This window comes from Actinomadura sp. NPDC000600, from assembly GCF_040492135.1.
Taxonomy (GTDB): Bacteria; Actinomycetota; Actinomycetes; order Streptosporangiales; family Streptosporangiaceae; genus Spirillospora.
In genome coordinates, this window is record NZ_JBEUPD010000018.1 from 158,106 (window position 1) to 170,956 (window position 12,851).

General features: G+C 73.3%; 13 protein-coding genes. 6 read left to right on the top strand and 7 right to left on the bottom strand.

Going from position 1 to position 12,851, the window contains the following annotated elements; translation table 11 throughout:
* Positions 1–34: 34 nt before the first annotated feature.
* Together ABWI07_RS25550 and ABWI07_RS25555 are read right to left on the bottom strand one after the other, a co-directional pair.
* Positions 35–718 (bottom strand): hypothetical protein, encoded by a 684-nt coding sequence (locus tag ABWI07_RS25550; RefSeq protein WP_353820039.1) that lies wholly within the window; start codon positions 716–718, stop codon positions 35–37.
* Positions 715–1,332: an RNA polymerase sigma factor gene (locus ABWI07_RS25555; RefSeq protein WP_149260677.1), complete on the bottom strand. Its 618-nt coding sequence runs from the start codon at positions 1,330–1,332 to the stop codon at positions 715–717. Before ABWI07_RS25555 ends, ABWI07_RS25550 begins: the two co-directional genes overlap by 4 nt.
* 117 nt (positions 1,333–1,449) lie before the next feature.
* On the opposite strand from ABWI07_RS25555, the gene ABWI07_RS25560 reads away from it, so the two are divergent.
* The 3 genes from ABWI07_RS25560 to ABWI07_RS25570 all read left to right on the top strand — a co-directional run bounded on the left by ABWI07_RS25560 (position 1,450) and on the right by ABWI07_RS25570 (position 4,950).
* On the top strand, positions 1,450–1,986 hold the full coding sequence (locus ABWI07_RS25560; RefSeq protein ID WP_353820040.1) for a hypothetical protein: 537 nt from the start codon (positions 1,450–1,452) through the stop codon (positions 1,984–1,986).
* A 2-nt stretch (positions 1,987–1,988) separates the two neighbouring features.
* Positions 1,989–4,166: a bifunctional polysaccharide deacetylase/glycosyltransferase family 2 protein gene (locus ABWI07_RS25565; protein ID WP_353820041.1), complete on the top strand. Its 2,178-nt coding sequence runs from the start codon at positions 1,989–1,991 to the stop codon at positions 4,164–4,166.
* Positions 4,167–4,341: 175 nt separating this feature from the next.
* On the top strand, positions 4,342–4,950 hold the full coding sequence (locus ABWI07_RS25570) for a TenA family protein (protein WP_353820042.1): 609 nt from the start codon (positions 4,342–4,344) through the stop codon (positions 4,948–4,950).
* 4 nt (positions 4,951–4,954) lie between these two features.
* Here the strand turns inward: ABWI07_RS25570 and ABWI07_RS25575 are convergent, their stop codons facing one another.
* On the bottom strand, positions 4,955–6,034 hold the full coding sequence (locus tag ABWI07_RS25575) for an alkene reductase (protein WP_353820043.1): 1,080 nt from the start codon (positions 6,032–6,034) through the stop codon (positions 4,955–4,957).
* A gap of 104 nt (positions 6,035–6,138) precedes the next feature.
* Here ABWI07_RS25575 and ABWI07_RS25580 point away from each other — a divergent pair, with 104 nt between their 5' ends.
* On the top strand, positions 6,139–6,570 hold the full coding sequence (locus ABWI07_RS25580) for a MarR family winged helix-turn-helix transcriptional regulator (RefSeq protein WP_353820044.1): 432 nt from the start codon (positions 6,139–6,141) through the stop codon (positions 6,568–6,570).
* 177 nt (positions 6,571–6,747) lie between these two features.
* Here ABWI07_RS25580 and ABWI07_RS25585 read toward each other — a convergent pair whose 3' ends face one another.
* The 3 genes from ABWI07_RS25585 to ABWI07_RS25595 form a co-directional block, all read right to left on the bottom strand.
* Positions 6,748–8,982 (bottom strand): heavy metal translocating P-type ATPase, encoded by a 2,235-nt coding sequence (locus ABWI07_RS25585; RefSeq protein ID WP_353820045.1) that lies wholly within the window; start codon positions 8,980–8,982, stop codon positions 6,748–6,750.
* 32 nt (positions 8,983–9,014) lie between these two features.
* Positions 9,015–9,989 carry a DUF8832 domain-containing protein gene (locus ABWI07_RS25590; protein WP_353820046.1) on the bottom strand — a complete coding sequence of 325 codons (975 nt, stop codon included), beginning with the start codon at positions 9,987–9,989 and terminating at the stop codon, positions 9,015–9,017.
* Positions 9,990–10,051: 62 nt separating this feature from the next.
* Positions 10,052–10,258, bottom strand: a complete 207-nt coding sequence (locus ABWI07_RS25595; protein WP_149260670.1) for a heavy-metal-associated domain-containing protein — start codon at positions 10,256–10,258, stop codon at positions 10,052–10,054.
* A gap of 199 nt (positions 10,259–10,457) precedes the next feature.
* Between ABWI07_RS25595 and ABWI07_RS25600 the strand changes: the two genes are divergently transcribed.
* On the top strand, positions 10,458–11,321 hold the full coding sequence (locus ABWI07_RS25600) for an Fpg/Nei family DNA glycosylase (RefSeq protein ID WP_149260669.1): 864 nt from the start codon (positions 10,458–10,460) through the stop codon (positions 11,319–11,321).
* Between the two features lie 86 nt (positions 11,322–11,407).
* Complete coding sequence (locus ABWI07_RS25605; RefSeq protein WP_200841995.1) at positions 11,408–12,268, top strand: hypothetical protein; 861 nt, start codon at positions 11,408–11,410, stop codon at positions 12,266–12,268.
* Between the two features lie 124 nt (positions 12,269–12,392).
* Here the strand turns inward: ABWI07_RS25605 and ABWI07_RS25610 are convergent, their stop codons facing one another.
* Positions 12,393–12,698, bottom strand: a complete 306-nt coding sequence (locus ABWI07_RS25610) for an SSI family serine proteinase inhibitor (RefSeq protein ID WP_235036954.1) — start codon at positions 12,696–12,698, stop codon at positions 12,393–12,395.
* Between the last annotated feature and the right edge of the window lie 153 nt (positions 12,699–12,851).

Here is a 12,851-nt window from a genome sequence, read left to right on the forward strand (position 1 = left end):
GGCGCGTCGCCGGTCCGGAGGACGCGGGCGGGGATCAGCGCCGGGAGTTGCCGCCGCTGAGGAGGGGAGTGCCGGTCGTGGCGCCGTCGCTTGGGACGGTGCCGTCCGACGTACCGCTGTTGGCGGCCCCGTTGCCCTGGGAGCCGCTCTTGCTCTTCTTCGCCGGGATGCTCGGGCGGGTCGTGGCGTTGTTGTTCCCCGGGCCGCGCGGAGTCGTCGGCTTCGCCTTCGGGGTCTCGGTCTTCCTCTGCTGGCCGGGCGCGGTCGTCTTGCCGTGCTCGCCGGACTTGCCTGGCTCCTGGGACGGCTTGGACGAGGGCGCCGTCCCGGGACGCTGCGAGGTGCGGGACCCGGGCGCGCCGCCCTGCTCGCGGCCCTTGTGCTCTCGGGGCGTCGGCGAGGGCGCGGGCGCCGGGCCCTGGCCGGGGAAGTTCCCGGTCGCGTAGGCCACGCCGCCGGACAGCAGGATCGAGCCGCCCACCACCGCGATGACCTTGGCGGTGAGGAACCGGCGCAGGCGCGCCGTCCGGGAGGCGCGGGCCGTCCGGGGCGCCGCCAGGAAGGCGGCAACGGCGGCGTCCTCTCCGGCGAGCTCCTCTGGGCGGCCGGGGGCGGCGGCCGCCGCGAGGAGTTCGCGCAGCTCGGGGTGCCCGCCGGCGCCGTCGAGCAGCCGCTCGGCGGCGCGCGGATCCAGCCGTCCGGGCTCGTGGTCTCTCATGTCACCCCTTCAGCGCCACTGCCGCCGTTTCTGTCACCCCGGACGAGGGGACGGGTGTCCGCGGCGTCGGCGCGGGGCGCCGGCAGCCGCTCGGCGAGGCGCCGCAGGCCGCGGTAGGCGGCGGTCCGCACGGCGCCCGCGCGCTTGCCGAGGACCTTGCCCGCGGACTTGGCGTCGAGGCCCACGACGACGCGCAGCAGCACCGCCTCGGCCTGGTCGCGGGGCAGGTCGGCGATGAGCCGCAGCGCCTCCTCGGTGGCGAGCCCGTCGATGGCGTCGAGTTCGGTGTCGGCGGCCGCGGCCATCGTCACCAGCTCCTCGACCGGCAGGTCGGAGGCGGGGCGGCGGGACCTGCGGCGCAGGTGGTCCAGCGCCCGGTGCCGGGTGATCGTCGCGGTCCAGCCGCGGAAGCCGTCGAGGTCGCCGCGGAACGTCGGGAGGTCACGGGCGATCTGCAGCCACGCCTCCGACGTCACGTCCTCCGCGTCCGCTCCGACGATGGCCCCGGCGAAGCGGATCAGGCGCGGCTGCACGTCGCGGTAGAGCATGCGGAAGGACTCCTCGTCGCCGTTCTGCGCCGCGCGCAGTGCCCGGCCGAGCTCGTCCTCGTCCACCGCGCCATTGTGCAGGCATTTGCACCGTGGTGTGACACGTACGCGCGGGTTCGCGCTGACGCAGTGAACCCCCTCCCGCGGCCGCCCGGCCGATCCCCGCGCACGAGACGGACGAAGATGATCCGCAATGCCTCACATGACCGGGATGAGCTCCTTGTCACCGGCATAGCGCCGGCCGCTCCGCCGCTGACCCGGCCGCTTCCGGGACCCGTTCCGGAGGCGCTGCCGGACGAGGCGCAGCCGGTCTTCGTCGACGCGACCGGGTGGCGTGCCCGGCTCGGACGGCGGCTCGGCCTGCTCGTCGGGGCGCTGCTCCTGGTGTTCCTGGGCGCGCTCGGCCTCGGCATGACCACCGGCGCCGACGTCCCGCTGACGCCGTGGAGCGGGCCGTCCGCCAAGCCGCAGGTGAAGCTGAGCCGTCCGAGCGTCCCGGCCGGAAAGACGAAGGAGCCGCCCGCCGCCGTGCGTCCCCGGCACACCGCGCCGTCCGGGGCGCCCCGGGCATCGGCGGCGCCCGGGACATCCGCCGCCCCCGCGGCGCCCGCCGCCTCGCCGGGCACGCCCGCGCCGGCGGCGACGGGCACCGCGACGGCTCGGCCCGGCAGATCGCAGGCGACGCCTCCCGCGTACGGCAAGAAGCGGAAGAGCGGCTGAGCATGAGACGCGGTGAACCGCGGGGTCACTGGATCCTGCTGTCGCTCGGCGGCCTGGTGCTCGCCATCCTGCTCCTCTTGGACGGCTTCGCGAACGGCGCCGTCGGTGAGGCTGCGCGGGCCGAGGGGGACGCCGCGCCGGCGCCGTCCCAGGTGACCGGGGGCGGACCCGTGGTCAACCTCTCGGGCGGCGCCCCGCAGAGCCGCCGCATGCCCAGGAAGACGATCGCGCTGACGTTCGACGACGGCCCCGACCCGCAGTGGACGCCGCGGCTGCTGGACGTCCTGCGCCGCCGCAACGCCCACGCCACGTTCTTCACCGTCGGCGCGCGCGTGGCCCGCGAGCCGGAGCTGACCCGGCGCATCCTCCGCGAGGGCAACGAGATCGGCTCCCACACCTACACGCACGCCGACCTCGCCGCCGCCCCGCGGTGGCGGGGACGCCTGGAGATGGACCTCACGCAACGCGCGCTGGCGGGCGCGGCCGGCGTCCACACCAGGCTGATGCGGATGCCGTACTCGTCCCGCCCCGACGGCCTGACCGCTCCCGAGTGGCGCGCGGCCGAGCGGGCGGGGAAGGACGGCTACGTCGTCGTGCTCACCGACCGCGACACCGAGGACTGGGCGCGTCCCGGCACGGCGACGATCGTCCAGCGGGCGCTGGCGGCGGAGGCGCGCGGCGAGGGCGCCGTCGTGATGCTGCACGACTCGGGCGGCGACCGGTCCGAGACGGTCGCGGCCGTGGCGCAGATCATCGACAGGCTCCAGCCGCGGGGCTACCGCTTCACCACGCTCACGCAGGCGCTGGGCATGCCGTCCGCGGAGGTCGCGGTGCCCGCGCGCGAGCGGGCCGTCGGCTGGACGCTGGTCGCCGCCCAGCGGGCGGCGTCCGCGCTCACCGGCACCATGGGCGCGGTGTTCGGGGTCGCGGGCGTCCTCTGCGTGCTCAGGCTCGTCGCGCTGCTGGTGTTCGCGCACGTCCACATGCGCCGGGTCCGCAGGCCCCAGCGGCGCCCGCGCCGCGCCCGCGGCCGCCCGGGGCCGCCCCCGGGCGGACTGCCGCCCGACCCGTTCCCGCCCGTCTCGGTGGTCGTCCCCGCCTACAACGAGGAGGCCGGCATCGCGGCGACGGTCAGCTCGCTGCTGGACACCGACTACCCGGGCACCGTCGAGGTGATCGTGGTGGACGACGGGTCCGCCGACGCCACGTCCGCGATCGTGGAGTCCATGCGGCGGCCCGGGCTGCACCTCATCCGCAAGCCGAACGGCGGGAAGCCGAGCGCGCTCAACGCGGGCATCGCCGCGGCTCAGGCCGACATCCTCGTGCTCGTGGACGGCGACACCGTCTTCCAGCGCGACACCCTCCGGCACCTGGTCTCCCCCTTCGCGGACCCGGAGGTGGGGGCGGTGAGCGGCAACACCAAGGTCGCGAACCGCGGCGGCCTGCTCGGCCGCTGGCAGCACATCGAGTACGTCATCGGCTTCAACCTCGACCGGCGGATGTTCGACCTCCTGCAGTGCATGCCGACCATCCCGGGCGCGATCGGGGGGTTCCGGCGGTCCGTCCTCGCCGAGGTGGGCGGCGTCCCGGGCGACACCCTCGCCGAGGACACCGACCTCACCATGGCGATCTCCCGCACCGGGCGGCGCGTCGTCTACGAGGAGAAGGCCCTCGCCTGGACGGAGGCGCCGTCGTCGCTGCGGCAGCTGTGGAGGCAGCGGTACCGCTGGTGCTACGGGACGATGCAGGCGATGTGGAAGCACCGCGGCTCCGTCGTCGACCGCGGCGGCTCGGGCCGGTTCGGCCGCCGCTGCCTGCCCTACCTGACGGTGTTCCAGGTCCTGCTCCCCCTGTTCGCCCCGGTCATCGACCTGTTCGCGGTGTTCGGGCTGATCTTCCTGGACCCGGTGGTGCCGGTCGTCTCCTGGACGCTCTTCGTCGCCGCGCAGGCCGCCGCCGGCGCCTACGCCCTGTGGCTGGACGGCGAGTCCGTCCGGCCCCTGTGGGCGCTGCCGCTCCAGCAGTTCGTCTACCGGCAGCTCATGTACCTGGTCGTCGTCCAGTCCGTGGTGACCGCGCTGCTGGGGGCCCGCCTGGGGTGGCACACCATCCGGCGGACGGGGACCTTCGCCGATTTCGGGACCCGGGAACAATCCCCGGGGCCCATCGGTTACAGATGACAGCCGGTGTGCCTGGTGTCCCCGGGCCTCACCTATCGCCTTCACGGAATACCGTTCGGCTGGAGCCGTGTTGTGCCTTTCGCCGAGAGGCGACCCGCACACCGGTGCAAGACCAAGGCCCCGCCGGGTCGCACGACCCGGCGGGGCTTGGTCGTGTCTGGGGCAGACTGGCGCCATGAGTCTCGCCGCGCACCTGGAGGAACTCGGCCGCCCGCTGGTGGACGAGCAGCTCCAGCACCCCACCGTGAAGGGCATCGCCCAAGGCAGCCTCGACGAGGCCGTGTTCCGCGCCTGGCTGGAACAGGACTACCTCTTCCTGCACGACTACGTGCGCGTCTTCTCCCGCCTCGCCTGGCAGGCTCCCAGCGCCCACCTGGGAGACCTGGTCGATCTGGCCCACGCCACCTTCCACGACGAGCTCGACCTGCACCGCTCCCTCTCCGCGAGCTTCTCCGCCGACCTCGACGGCGCGGTGAAGGGGCCCGCGTGCGCCGCCTACACGTCCTTCCTGCTGGACAGTGCCGCCGTGTACGGCGAAGGCCTCGCGGCCCTGTACCCGTGCATGTGGGGCTACTCCACGCTCGGACGGATCCTCGCCGAGGACCCGCCGTCCGAGCCCCGCTACCGCCGCTGGGTCGACACCTACGCCGACCCGGGCTTCGCCGCCCTCGCCGCCCGCATCGCCCAGATGATCGACGAGGCGGCCCCAGACCCCGCCGCCGCGGAGCGCCTCTTCATGGAGGGCATGCGGCACGAGGTGGCGTTCTGGTCCGTGGAGACCTGAGCCGTCATACGCGGGCGAGCGAGGGGTAGTCGACGTAGCCCTCGGCGTGGCCGCCGTAGACGAGGTGCTCCACATGGGCGGCCAGCGGGGCCGACGTCGCGAAGCGGGCGGGCAGGTCGGGGTTGGCGATGAACAGCCGGCCATAGGAGAAGACGTCGGCCAGGCCGGCCGCGAGGACCTCCTCGCCGGCGCGCCGGGACGTCGGCTCGGGCCCGTTGAAGTTACCGATCAGCGTGCCCGACCAGCGGGGGCGCAGATCGGCCAGGGCCCCGTAGGCGCCGCGCTCGATGACGTGCAGGTAGGCGAGGCCGAGCGGGTCGAGCGCGTCCACCAGGGCGCGGTAGGTGCCCTGCGGGTCCTCCTCGGCGATCTCGTTCTCCGGGTTGTCGGGGGAGATGCGCAGCCCGACCCGCTCCGGGCCGACCGCGTCCGCCACGGCGTGCACGACGTCGAGGGCGAAGCGGAGCCGGCCCTCGCGGGAGCCGCCGAACCGGTCGGTGCGCCGGTTGGTGTTCTCGGCGAGGAACTGCTGGATCAGGTACCCGTTCGCGCCGTGCACCTCGACGCCGTCGAACCCGGCCCGGACGGCGTTGCGGGCCTCGGCGGCGAAGGCGGCCACCGTCGTCTCGGCCTCGGCGGTCGTCATCGCGCGGGGCGTGACGTGGGGGACGCTCCCCTCGCTGGTGTGGATCCGCTCCGACCGGATCCCGACCGCCGAGGGCGCGACGGGCGTGGCGCCGCCGGGCAGGACCAGCGGATGCGTCATCCGGCCCACGTGCCAGAGCTGGGCGAAGATCGTCCCGCCCGCCTCGTGCACGGCGTCCGTCACCTCGCGCCACCCGGCGACCTGCTCGTCCGTCACCAGGCCGGGGATGCCGGGACCGCCCTTGCCGAGCACGTCCGGCCAGATCCCCTCGGTGACGATGAGGCCCGCGCTCGCGCGCTGCGCGTAGTACTCCTTGGTCAGCGGGTGCGGGACGCCGGTCACGTCGTCGGCCCGGCCCCGCGTCATCGGCGCCATCGCGATCCGGTTGCGCAGCCTGAGGTGCGGGCCTTCGTACGGGGCGAGCAGGGGGCTGGTCATCGGGCCTCTCCTCCCGGCAGAGAACCTGCATGTACATGTGTTGTATGTACATGCAGATATTGGCATTGCATGTAAGCTGGCGTCAAGAGGAAGCGGGGTGCGCGATGAGCGCTGACGGAAAGGCCGCGGCGGACGCGGCGCTCTGGGACGGCATCGTCACGCTGCACGGCCGGGTCGAGCACCGGCTCTCCAAGTCCCTGCAGCGCCGCCACGGGATCGGGCTGTCGGAGTACCGCGCCCTGTGCCGGCTCGCCCGCGCCGCGGACGGCGAGCTGCGCATGCAGGAGCTCGCCGACCTCATCGGCCTCAACCAGAGCTCGGTCAGCCGGCTCGTCGCGCGCCTGGAGTCCGCCGGCCTCACCCGCCGCGACATGTGCCCCAAGGACCGCCGCGGCGTCTACACCGTCATCACCGACGAGGGCCGCGCCGTCCAGGCCAAGGCCGCCCCGACCTACGACGAGACCCTCACCCAGGCCCTCGACGAGGCCACCACCGACCCCACCCTCGCCCCCCTGCTCACAACCCTTCGTGCTTAATGGCGATGCCGTGCGGCTCCGGGCCCTGGAGGCCCGTACCCGCACGGCATCGCGTGCGATTGCTGCATCGCTCCGACTCGCCCTGAGGGCTCGCTGCGCGATCGGTTTCTCGCAGGCTCGAAACCGGCTTCGCGCGCAATCGCGACGGCCGGCATCACCGGATGGCCGCGGGTTTGATCACGCCCTAAAACGCCTGAGGCGGAGGCTGTTGGTGACTACGAAGACCGAGGAGAACGCCATGGCGCCTCCGGCGATCATCGGGGTGAGCAGGCCGGACGCCGCGAGCGGCAGGGCGGCCACGTTGTAGGCGAAGGCCCAGAACAGGTTGCCCTTGATCGTGGCGAGCGTGCGGCGCGACAGCCGGATGGCGTCGGCCGCGGCGCGCAGGTCGCCGCGCACCAGCGTCAGGTCGGACGCCTCGATCGCCACGTCCGTGCCGGTGCCCATCGCCAGGCCGAGGTCGGCCTGCGCCAGCGCGGCGGCGTCGTTGACCCCGTCGCCGACCATGGCGACCGTCCGCCCCTCCGACTGGAGGCGCTTGACGACGTCCACCTTGTCCTGCGGCAGGACGTCGGCGATGACCTCCTCGATCCCGACCGCGTCCGCGACCGTGCGGGCCACCGTCTCGTTGTCGCCGGTCAGCAGGACCGGGCGCAGCCCGAGCCCGCGCAGCCGCTCGATCGCCTCCCGCGAGGTCGGCTTGACCTGGTCCGCGACGGTGACGACCGCGCGGGCCTCGCCGTCCCAGCCGACCGCGACGGCGGTGTGGCCGAGCGCCTGGGCCTTCTCCATGGCGCGTTCGAGGTCGGGCGTGAGGTGCTGTGACCACTCGGCCAGCAGCCGGGGGCGGCCCGCGAGGACGCCGTGGCCGTCCACCATCCCCTGGACGCCGAGGCCCTCGACGTTGGCGAAGTCCTCGACCCTGCCCAGCTCGCCGACCCGCTCGACGGCGCCCTTGGCGATGGCCTGGGCGATGGGGTGCTCGGACGCGTTCTCCAGCGCCCCCGCCAGCCGCAGCACGTCCTCCTCGGAGACGCCCTCGGCGGTGACGACGTCGACCAGGGCCATCTTGCCGGTGGTGACGGTGCCGGTCTTGTCCAGGACGACGGTGTCGATCGTCCGGGTGGACTCCAGCACCTCCGGGCCCTTGATCAGGATGCCGAGCTGCGCGCCGCGCCCCGTCCCGACCATCAGCGCGGTCGGGGTGGCCAGGCCGAGGGCGCACGGGCAGGCGATGATCAGCACGGCGACGGCGGCGGTGAAGGCGCCCGCGAGCGGCTCGCCGGTGCCGATCCAGAAGCCGAGCGTGCCGAGCGCCAGCGCGATCACGACCGGGACGAAGACGCCCGAGATCCGGTCGGCGAGCCGCTGCACCTGCGCCTTGCCGGTCTGCGCGTCCTCCACCAGCCGCGCCATCTGCGCGAGCTGGGTGTCGGAGCCGACCCGGGTGGCGCGCACCAGCAGCCGCCCGCCCGCGTTCACGGTCGCGCCGGTCACGGCGTCGCCGGGCCCGACCTCGACCGGGACCGACTCGCCGGTCAGCATGGACGCGTCCACGGCGGACGAGCCCTCCTCGACCGTCCCGTCCGTGGCGATCTTCTCGCCGGGGCGGACGACGAACAGGTCCCCCGCCGCGAGCGCGTCGACCGGGATCCGCTCCTCGCGCCCGTCCCGGACGACCGAGACCTCCTTGGCGCCGAGCTCCAGCAGGGCCCGCAGCGCGGCGCCGGCGCGGCGCTTGGAGCGCGTCTCGAAGTACCGTCCGGCGAGGATGAACATGATGACGCCGGAAGCGGCCTCGAGGTAGATGTTCATCGACCCGTCGGAGCGGGTCATGGAGAACTCGAACCCGTGCTTGATGCCCAGCTCGCCCGCGGTGCCGAAGAACAGCGCCCACAGCGACCACGCGAACGCGGCCAGCGTGCCGAGCGAGATCAGCGTGTCCATGGTCGCGGCGCCGTGCCGCAGGTTGACGGCCGCGGCCTTGTGGAACGGCCAGCCCGCGTACACCACGACCGGGGCGGCGAGCGTCAGCGACAGCCACTGCCACGCCTCGAACTGGATCGCCGGGACCATCGCCATCGCGATCACCGGGATCGACAGCACCACCGCGGTGACCAGCCGCTGCCGCAGCGGGCGCAGCTCGTCGGGCGGCTCCGGGGCCGCGTCGTCCGCGGCCCTGGGCGGGGCGGGGAGGGCGGCGGAGTAGCCCGCCTTCTCCACCGTGGCGATCAGCTCGTCGGGGGAGATCCCCTCCCCGAACTCGACCCTGGCCTTCTCGGTGGCGTAGTTGACCGTGGCGGTCACGCCGTCCATCTTGTTGAGCTTCCGCTCGATCCGGTTGGCGCACGACGCGCACGTCATACCGCCGATCGCCAGCTCGATACGCCCGGACACCGCGTCCGTGCTCATCGCGTCCTCCTCTGCTTGGATCGTGCGGAACGTCAGTGGGTGTGGGGCTGGTCGTCGTGGCCCGGCTCGGGCTCCTGGCCCTGCTCCTGGACGGGGACCTGCCCCGCGTGCACCGTGAACTCGGCCGTGCGGACCTTGCCCCCGTGCTTGAAGTCCAGGTACAGGCGGTACGCGCCGGAGCTGGGAGCCTCGGCGAAGAACGTTATGCCGGGTCCTGGTTTGGTCTCGCCGTCGCCGGGCTCGCCGTCCGGGTGGACGTGGAGGTAGGCGAGGTCGCCCTGCCGCAGCGCGACGAGGTGCCCGTACGCCTCCAGGTACGGCTCCAGGTCGGTGACCGGCCTGCCGTCCTTGCTCACGGTGAGGGTCAGCTCGCTGGACCTGCCGGGAGTGAGGCCGCCGGTGAGGCGCACCTCGTAGCCGTCCACCTTCGCGACCTGCTCGGGCTCCGGCAGCGGCGCCGGCTTCAGGTCGCCGGGGGCGAAGACGTCGGCGCCGAGCGTGAGCTGCCGCTTCGCGCCCTCCGGCTGGATGTCGGTGAAGAACCGGTACGCGCCGGGCTTGGCCAGCGTGATCGGGACGGTCCAGACGCCGCCCCCGGCCTCGGTCGGGTGCAGGTGCTGGAAGCCGGACAGGTCACGCCGCGCCACGATCAGGTGCAGGAGCTTGCCGTGCAGCGGCTTGAACCCGGTGACGGGCTTGCCGTCCGGCCCGTTGATGGTGAACCGGAAGTCCGTCTTCTCGCCGGGGGTGAGGACCGTCCGCTGCGGGACGAGCGTGAAGCCGTCCTCCGACACCTGGAGGCCGCCCGGCACGAGGGACGCCGCGCTCTCGTGGCCTCCGCCCCCGTGCTCGCCTCCGCCCGCACCGCCGTGGCCCCCGCCGGTCTCATGGGACGCCATCTCCGCCGTCCCGCCCACGGGCCCGACGATCTTGCCGACGCCCGCGGCGCCGCCGAAGACGACCGCCAGTCCCACGGCGTAGGCCCCCAGCCTGGTCGCGCTGTTCATGCCGTTTCACTCCACTCGATGTCCGAGGGGCGCACCCCGCCCGGAGGCGAGGTGCGGTCCGCTCATGAGGTCAGCTGGTATCCGGCCTCCTCGACGGCGTCCTTCACCTGGGCGTCGTCGAGGGGCGTCTCGCTGGTCACGGTGACCTTGCCGGTCTGGAGGTCGACGTCCACGCCGGTCACGCCGGCGATCTGCTCGACCTCCTCGGTCACCGAGCTCACGCAGTGGCCGCAGGTCATCCCGCTGACGGTGTAGGTGGCGGTGCTCATCGTCGTCTCCTTCGGGTCAATTACCCCTAGGGGGTATCTCTTCGGCCTCATGCTGCCATAACCGGATACCTGTGACAACCCCAGGGGGGTATCAGCGATTCCGAGATCCGGGTCACATCGCCCCCAGGGTTTTCCACAGGTGTCCACAGGGCTGTGGACGAACGTTCCGGCGGCGCTGCTCGTCGCGGATACTGAAGCCATGCCTGAGCTACCTGAGGTGGAGGCGCTGGCGGGCTTCCTGCGGGAGCGCGCGGTCGGCCACGCCGTCGCCCGCGTCGATGTTCTCGCCGTCTCCGCGCTGAAGACCTACGACCCGCCGGTGACCGCGCTCGGCGGGCTGACCGTCACCGGCGCGGCCCGGCACGGCAAGTTCCTCGACCTGGACGTCGACGGGCTGCACCTCGTCGTCCACCTCGCCCGCGCGGGCTGGCTCCGGTGGCGCGACGAGATCCCGGCCAAGCCCGTCCGGCCCGGAGGCAAGAACCCGCTCGCCCTGCGCGTGCACCTGGACGACGGCTCGGGCTTCGACCTCACCGAGGCGGGCACCAAGAAGGGGCTCGCCGTCTACGTCGTCCGCGACCCGAAGGACGTGCCCGGCGTGGCCTCCCTTGGCCCCGACCCGCTGGACGACGCGTTCACCCCCGCGGCGCTGGGCGAGATCGTCCACGGCAAGCGCACGCAGATCAAGGGGCTGCTGCGCGACCAGAAGGTGATCGCGGGCATCGGCAACGCCTACTCCGACGAGGTGCTGCACGCCGCCCGGATGTCCCCGTTCAAGATCGCCTCTTCGCTGACCGAGGAGGACGTCGCCGTCCTGCACGAGGCGATCGTCACCACGCTGCGGGACGCGGTGGAGCGCTCGCGCGGCCTGGAGGCGCAGGACCTCAAGGGCGAGAAGAAGACCGGCCTGCGGGTGCACGGGCGCGCCGGCCAGAAGTGCCCGGTGTGCGGGGACACGGTCCGCGAGGTGTCGTTCGCCGACTCGGCGCTCCAGTACTGCCCCACCTGCCAGACGGGCGGCAAACCGCTCGCCGACCGCCGCATGTCCCGCCTCCTCAAGTAGGACCGGGCGAATCCGGCTGTGGGCCCGGCGGTCCGGGCGTATCGTGTCGCGCGTCGACCGCGGTGATCGCCTTCTCAGGAGCCGCCATGGGATACCCCCCGCCCCCACCAGCCCCGCCCGGCGGCCCTGGTCGCGGCGCTCCGCCGCCGCCCTACGGCGCGCCTCCGCCCGGCGGCGCGCCCGCTCCTCCGTACGCGCCTGCCGCCCCGCCTCCCGGCTACGGATATCCGCCGCAGGCCCCCGGCTACCCGCCGCAGCAGCAGGGCGGCTACCCGGCGCCGCAGCACGCCGGCTATCCCGTGCCCCAGCACCCCCAGGTCCACCACCAGCGGCCGCCGCAGCAGCCCGCCGACCTGTACGGATCGCCGATCCTCGTCTACGACCAGCCGGCGCAGTTCTTCTCGACCGAGGCGAACTACACGATCTGGAGCCCGCAGGGGCAGCCCGCGGCGTACGTCCGGGAAGAGGGCGTGAGCGGCGCGAAGAAGGCCCTGCGCGTGATGAGCCAGGGCAGCCAGACCAAGGCAGAGCGGAAGCTGTCGATCCTCCGGCCCGACGGCATGCCGTACTTCCTCTTCTACAAGCCGTACGGGTTCATGGGCACGCCCATGATGCAGGTGCTGACCCCGCAGGGCGGGCTGATCGGGCACCTGCGCAAGCGGGCGATGCGCGGCTGGGAGATCCTCGACCCGCACGAGCGGCAGCTCGGCTACTACGAACTGCTGGGCGGCCGGATCACCGACTGGCGGCAGCAGGAGATCGCCCGGATCCAGCGCGGCTTCGCCGGGATGGGCGAGTTCCTGTCCCAGATGTTCACCGGGGCCGACCGGTACGTCCTGCGCATGCACGTCCAGTTGCAGGAGCCGATGCGCACGCTCGTGCTGGCGTGCCCCCTCGCGTTCGACACAGCCGTCTCCCAGAACCGCAGCATCGGCGGCCTGCTCTGACCCCGCCGCTCCGGCGGGCGGGGGCGGGGGCGGGAACTGAGACGCGTCAGGCCCCGGCGGGCGCCGGGGCCTGACTCAGTGGGTCGCGGACGGAGCCGGAACGGGGATGGCTCGTCCGCCGGGTTCAGCGGACCTTCGGGACGTTCCCGAAGACCGGGCCGATCTGGCTCCAGCGGTGCAGCTGGCAGCCGTCATCGCGGGTGAACGTGGTGTCGACCTGCTTCCCCTCCCAGGTGCCCTTGACCGTGGCGATCTCCGGACCGCCGTAGATCTTGGTGCACATCTGGTCCTTGGGGACGGGTTTGAAGGGATCCTTGACCTTGGTGAGGGCCGCGCAGGCGCCGGCCGCCTGGGGATGGTCGCCGCCGGGCGGGCCGCAGGTCAGTCGCCAGGTCTTGGCGGGCGCCTCCTTGGAGGCCTTGACCTGCACGGTGAGTGTGTCCGCCGGTGAGCCGGACGGCTGCACGGACGTCGTGCCCGAAGGCGCTCCGGCGGGGTTTCCGTTTGCCTGTTCGTCGCCGCAGGCGGCCATGGACAGGAGCAAGGCCAGCCCGGGCGCTGCGAAAAGGAGCGTCCGATACCG

What these genes read in the sequence shown, in the direction of transcription:
- ABWI07_RS25550 (WP_353820039.1), bottom strand. Translation starts at nt 718, where the DNA reads ATGAGAGACCACGAGCCCGGACGGCTGGATCCGCGCGCCGCCGAGCGG.
- ABWI07_RS25560 (WP_353820040.1), top strand. Translation starts at nt 1,450, where the DNA reads ATGATCCGCAATGCCTCACATGACCGGGATGAGCTCCTTGTCACCGGC.
- ABWI07_RS25565 (WP_353820041.1), top strand. Translation starts at nt 1,989, where the DNA reads ATGAGACGCGGTGAACCGCGGGGTCACTGGATCCTGCTGTCGCTCGGC.
- ABWI07_RS25570 (WP_353820042.1), top strand. Translation starts at nt 4,342, where the DNA reads ATGAGTCTCGCCGCGCACCTGGAGGAACTCGGCCGCCCGCTGGTGGAC.
- ABWI07_RS25575 (WP_353820043.1), bottom strand. Translation starts at nt 6,034, where the DNA reads ATGACCAGCCCCCTGCTCGCCCCGTACGAAGGCCCGCACCTCAGGCTG.
- ABWI07_RS25580 (WP_353820044.1), top strand. Translation starts at nt 6,139, where the DNA reads ATGAGCGCTGACGGAAAGGCCGCGGCGGACGCGGCGCTCTGGGACGGC.
- ABWI07_RS25585 (WP_353820045.1), bottom strand. Translation starts at nt 8,982, where the DNA reads ATGAGCACGGACGCGGTGTCCGGGCGTATCGAGCTGGCGATCGGCGGT.
- ABWI07_RS25590 (WP_353820046.1), bottom strand. Translation starts at nt 9,989, where the DNA reads ATGAACAGCGCGACCAGGCTGGGGGCCTACGCCGTGGGACTGGCGGTC.
- ABWI07_RS25595 (WP_149260670.1), bottom strand. Translation starts at nt 10,258, where the DNA reads ATGAGCACCGCCACCTACACCGTCAGCGGGATGACCTGCGGCCACTGC.
- ABWI07_RS25600 (WP_149260669.1), top strand. Translation starts at nt 10,458, where the DNA reads ATGCCTGAGCTACCTGAGGTGGAGGCGCTGGCGGGCTTCCTGCGGGAG.
- ABWI07_RS25605 (WP_200841995.1), top strand. Translation starts at nt 11,408, where the DNA reads ATGGGATACCCCCCGCCCCCACCAGCCCCGCCCGGCGGCCCTGGTCGC.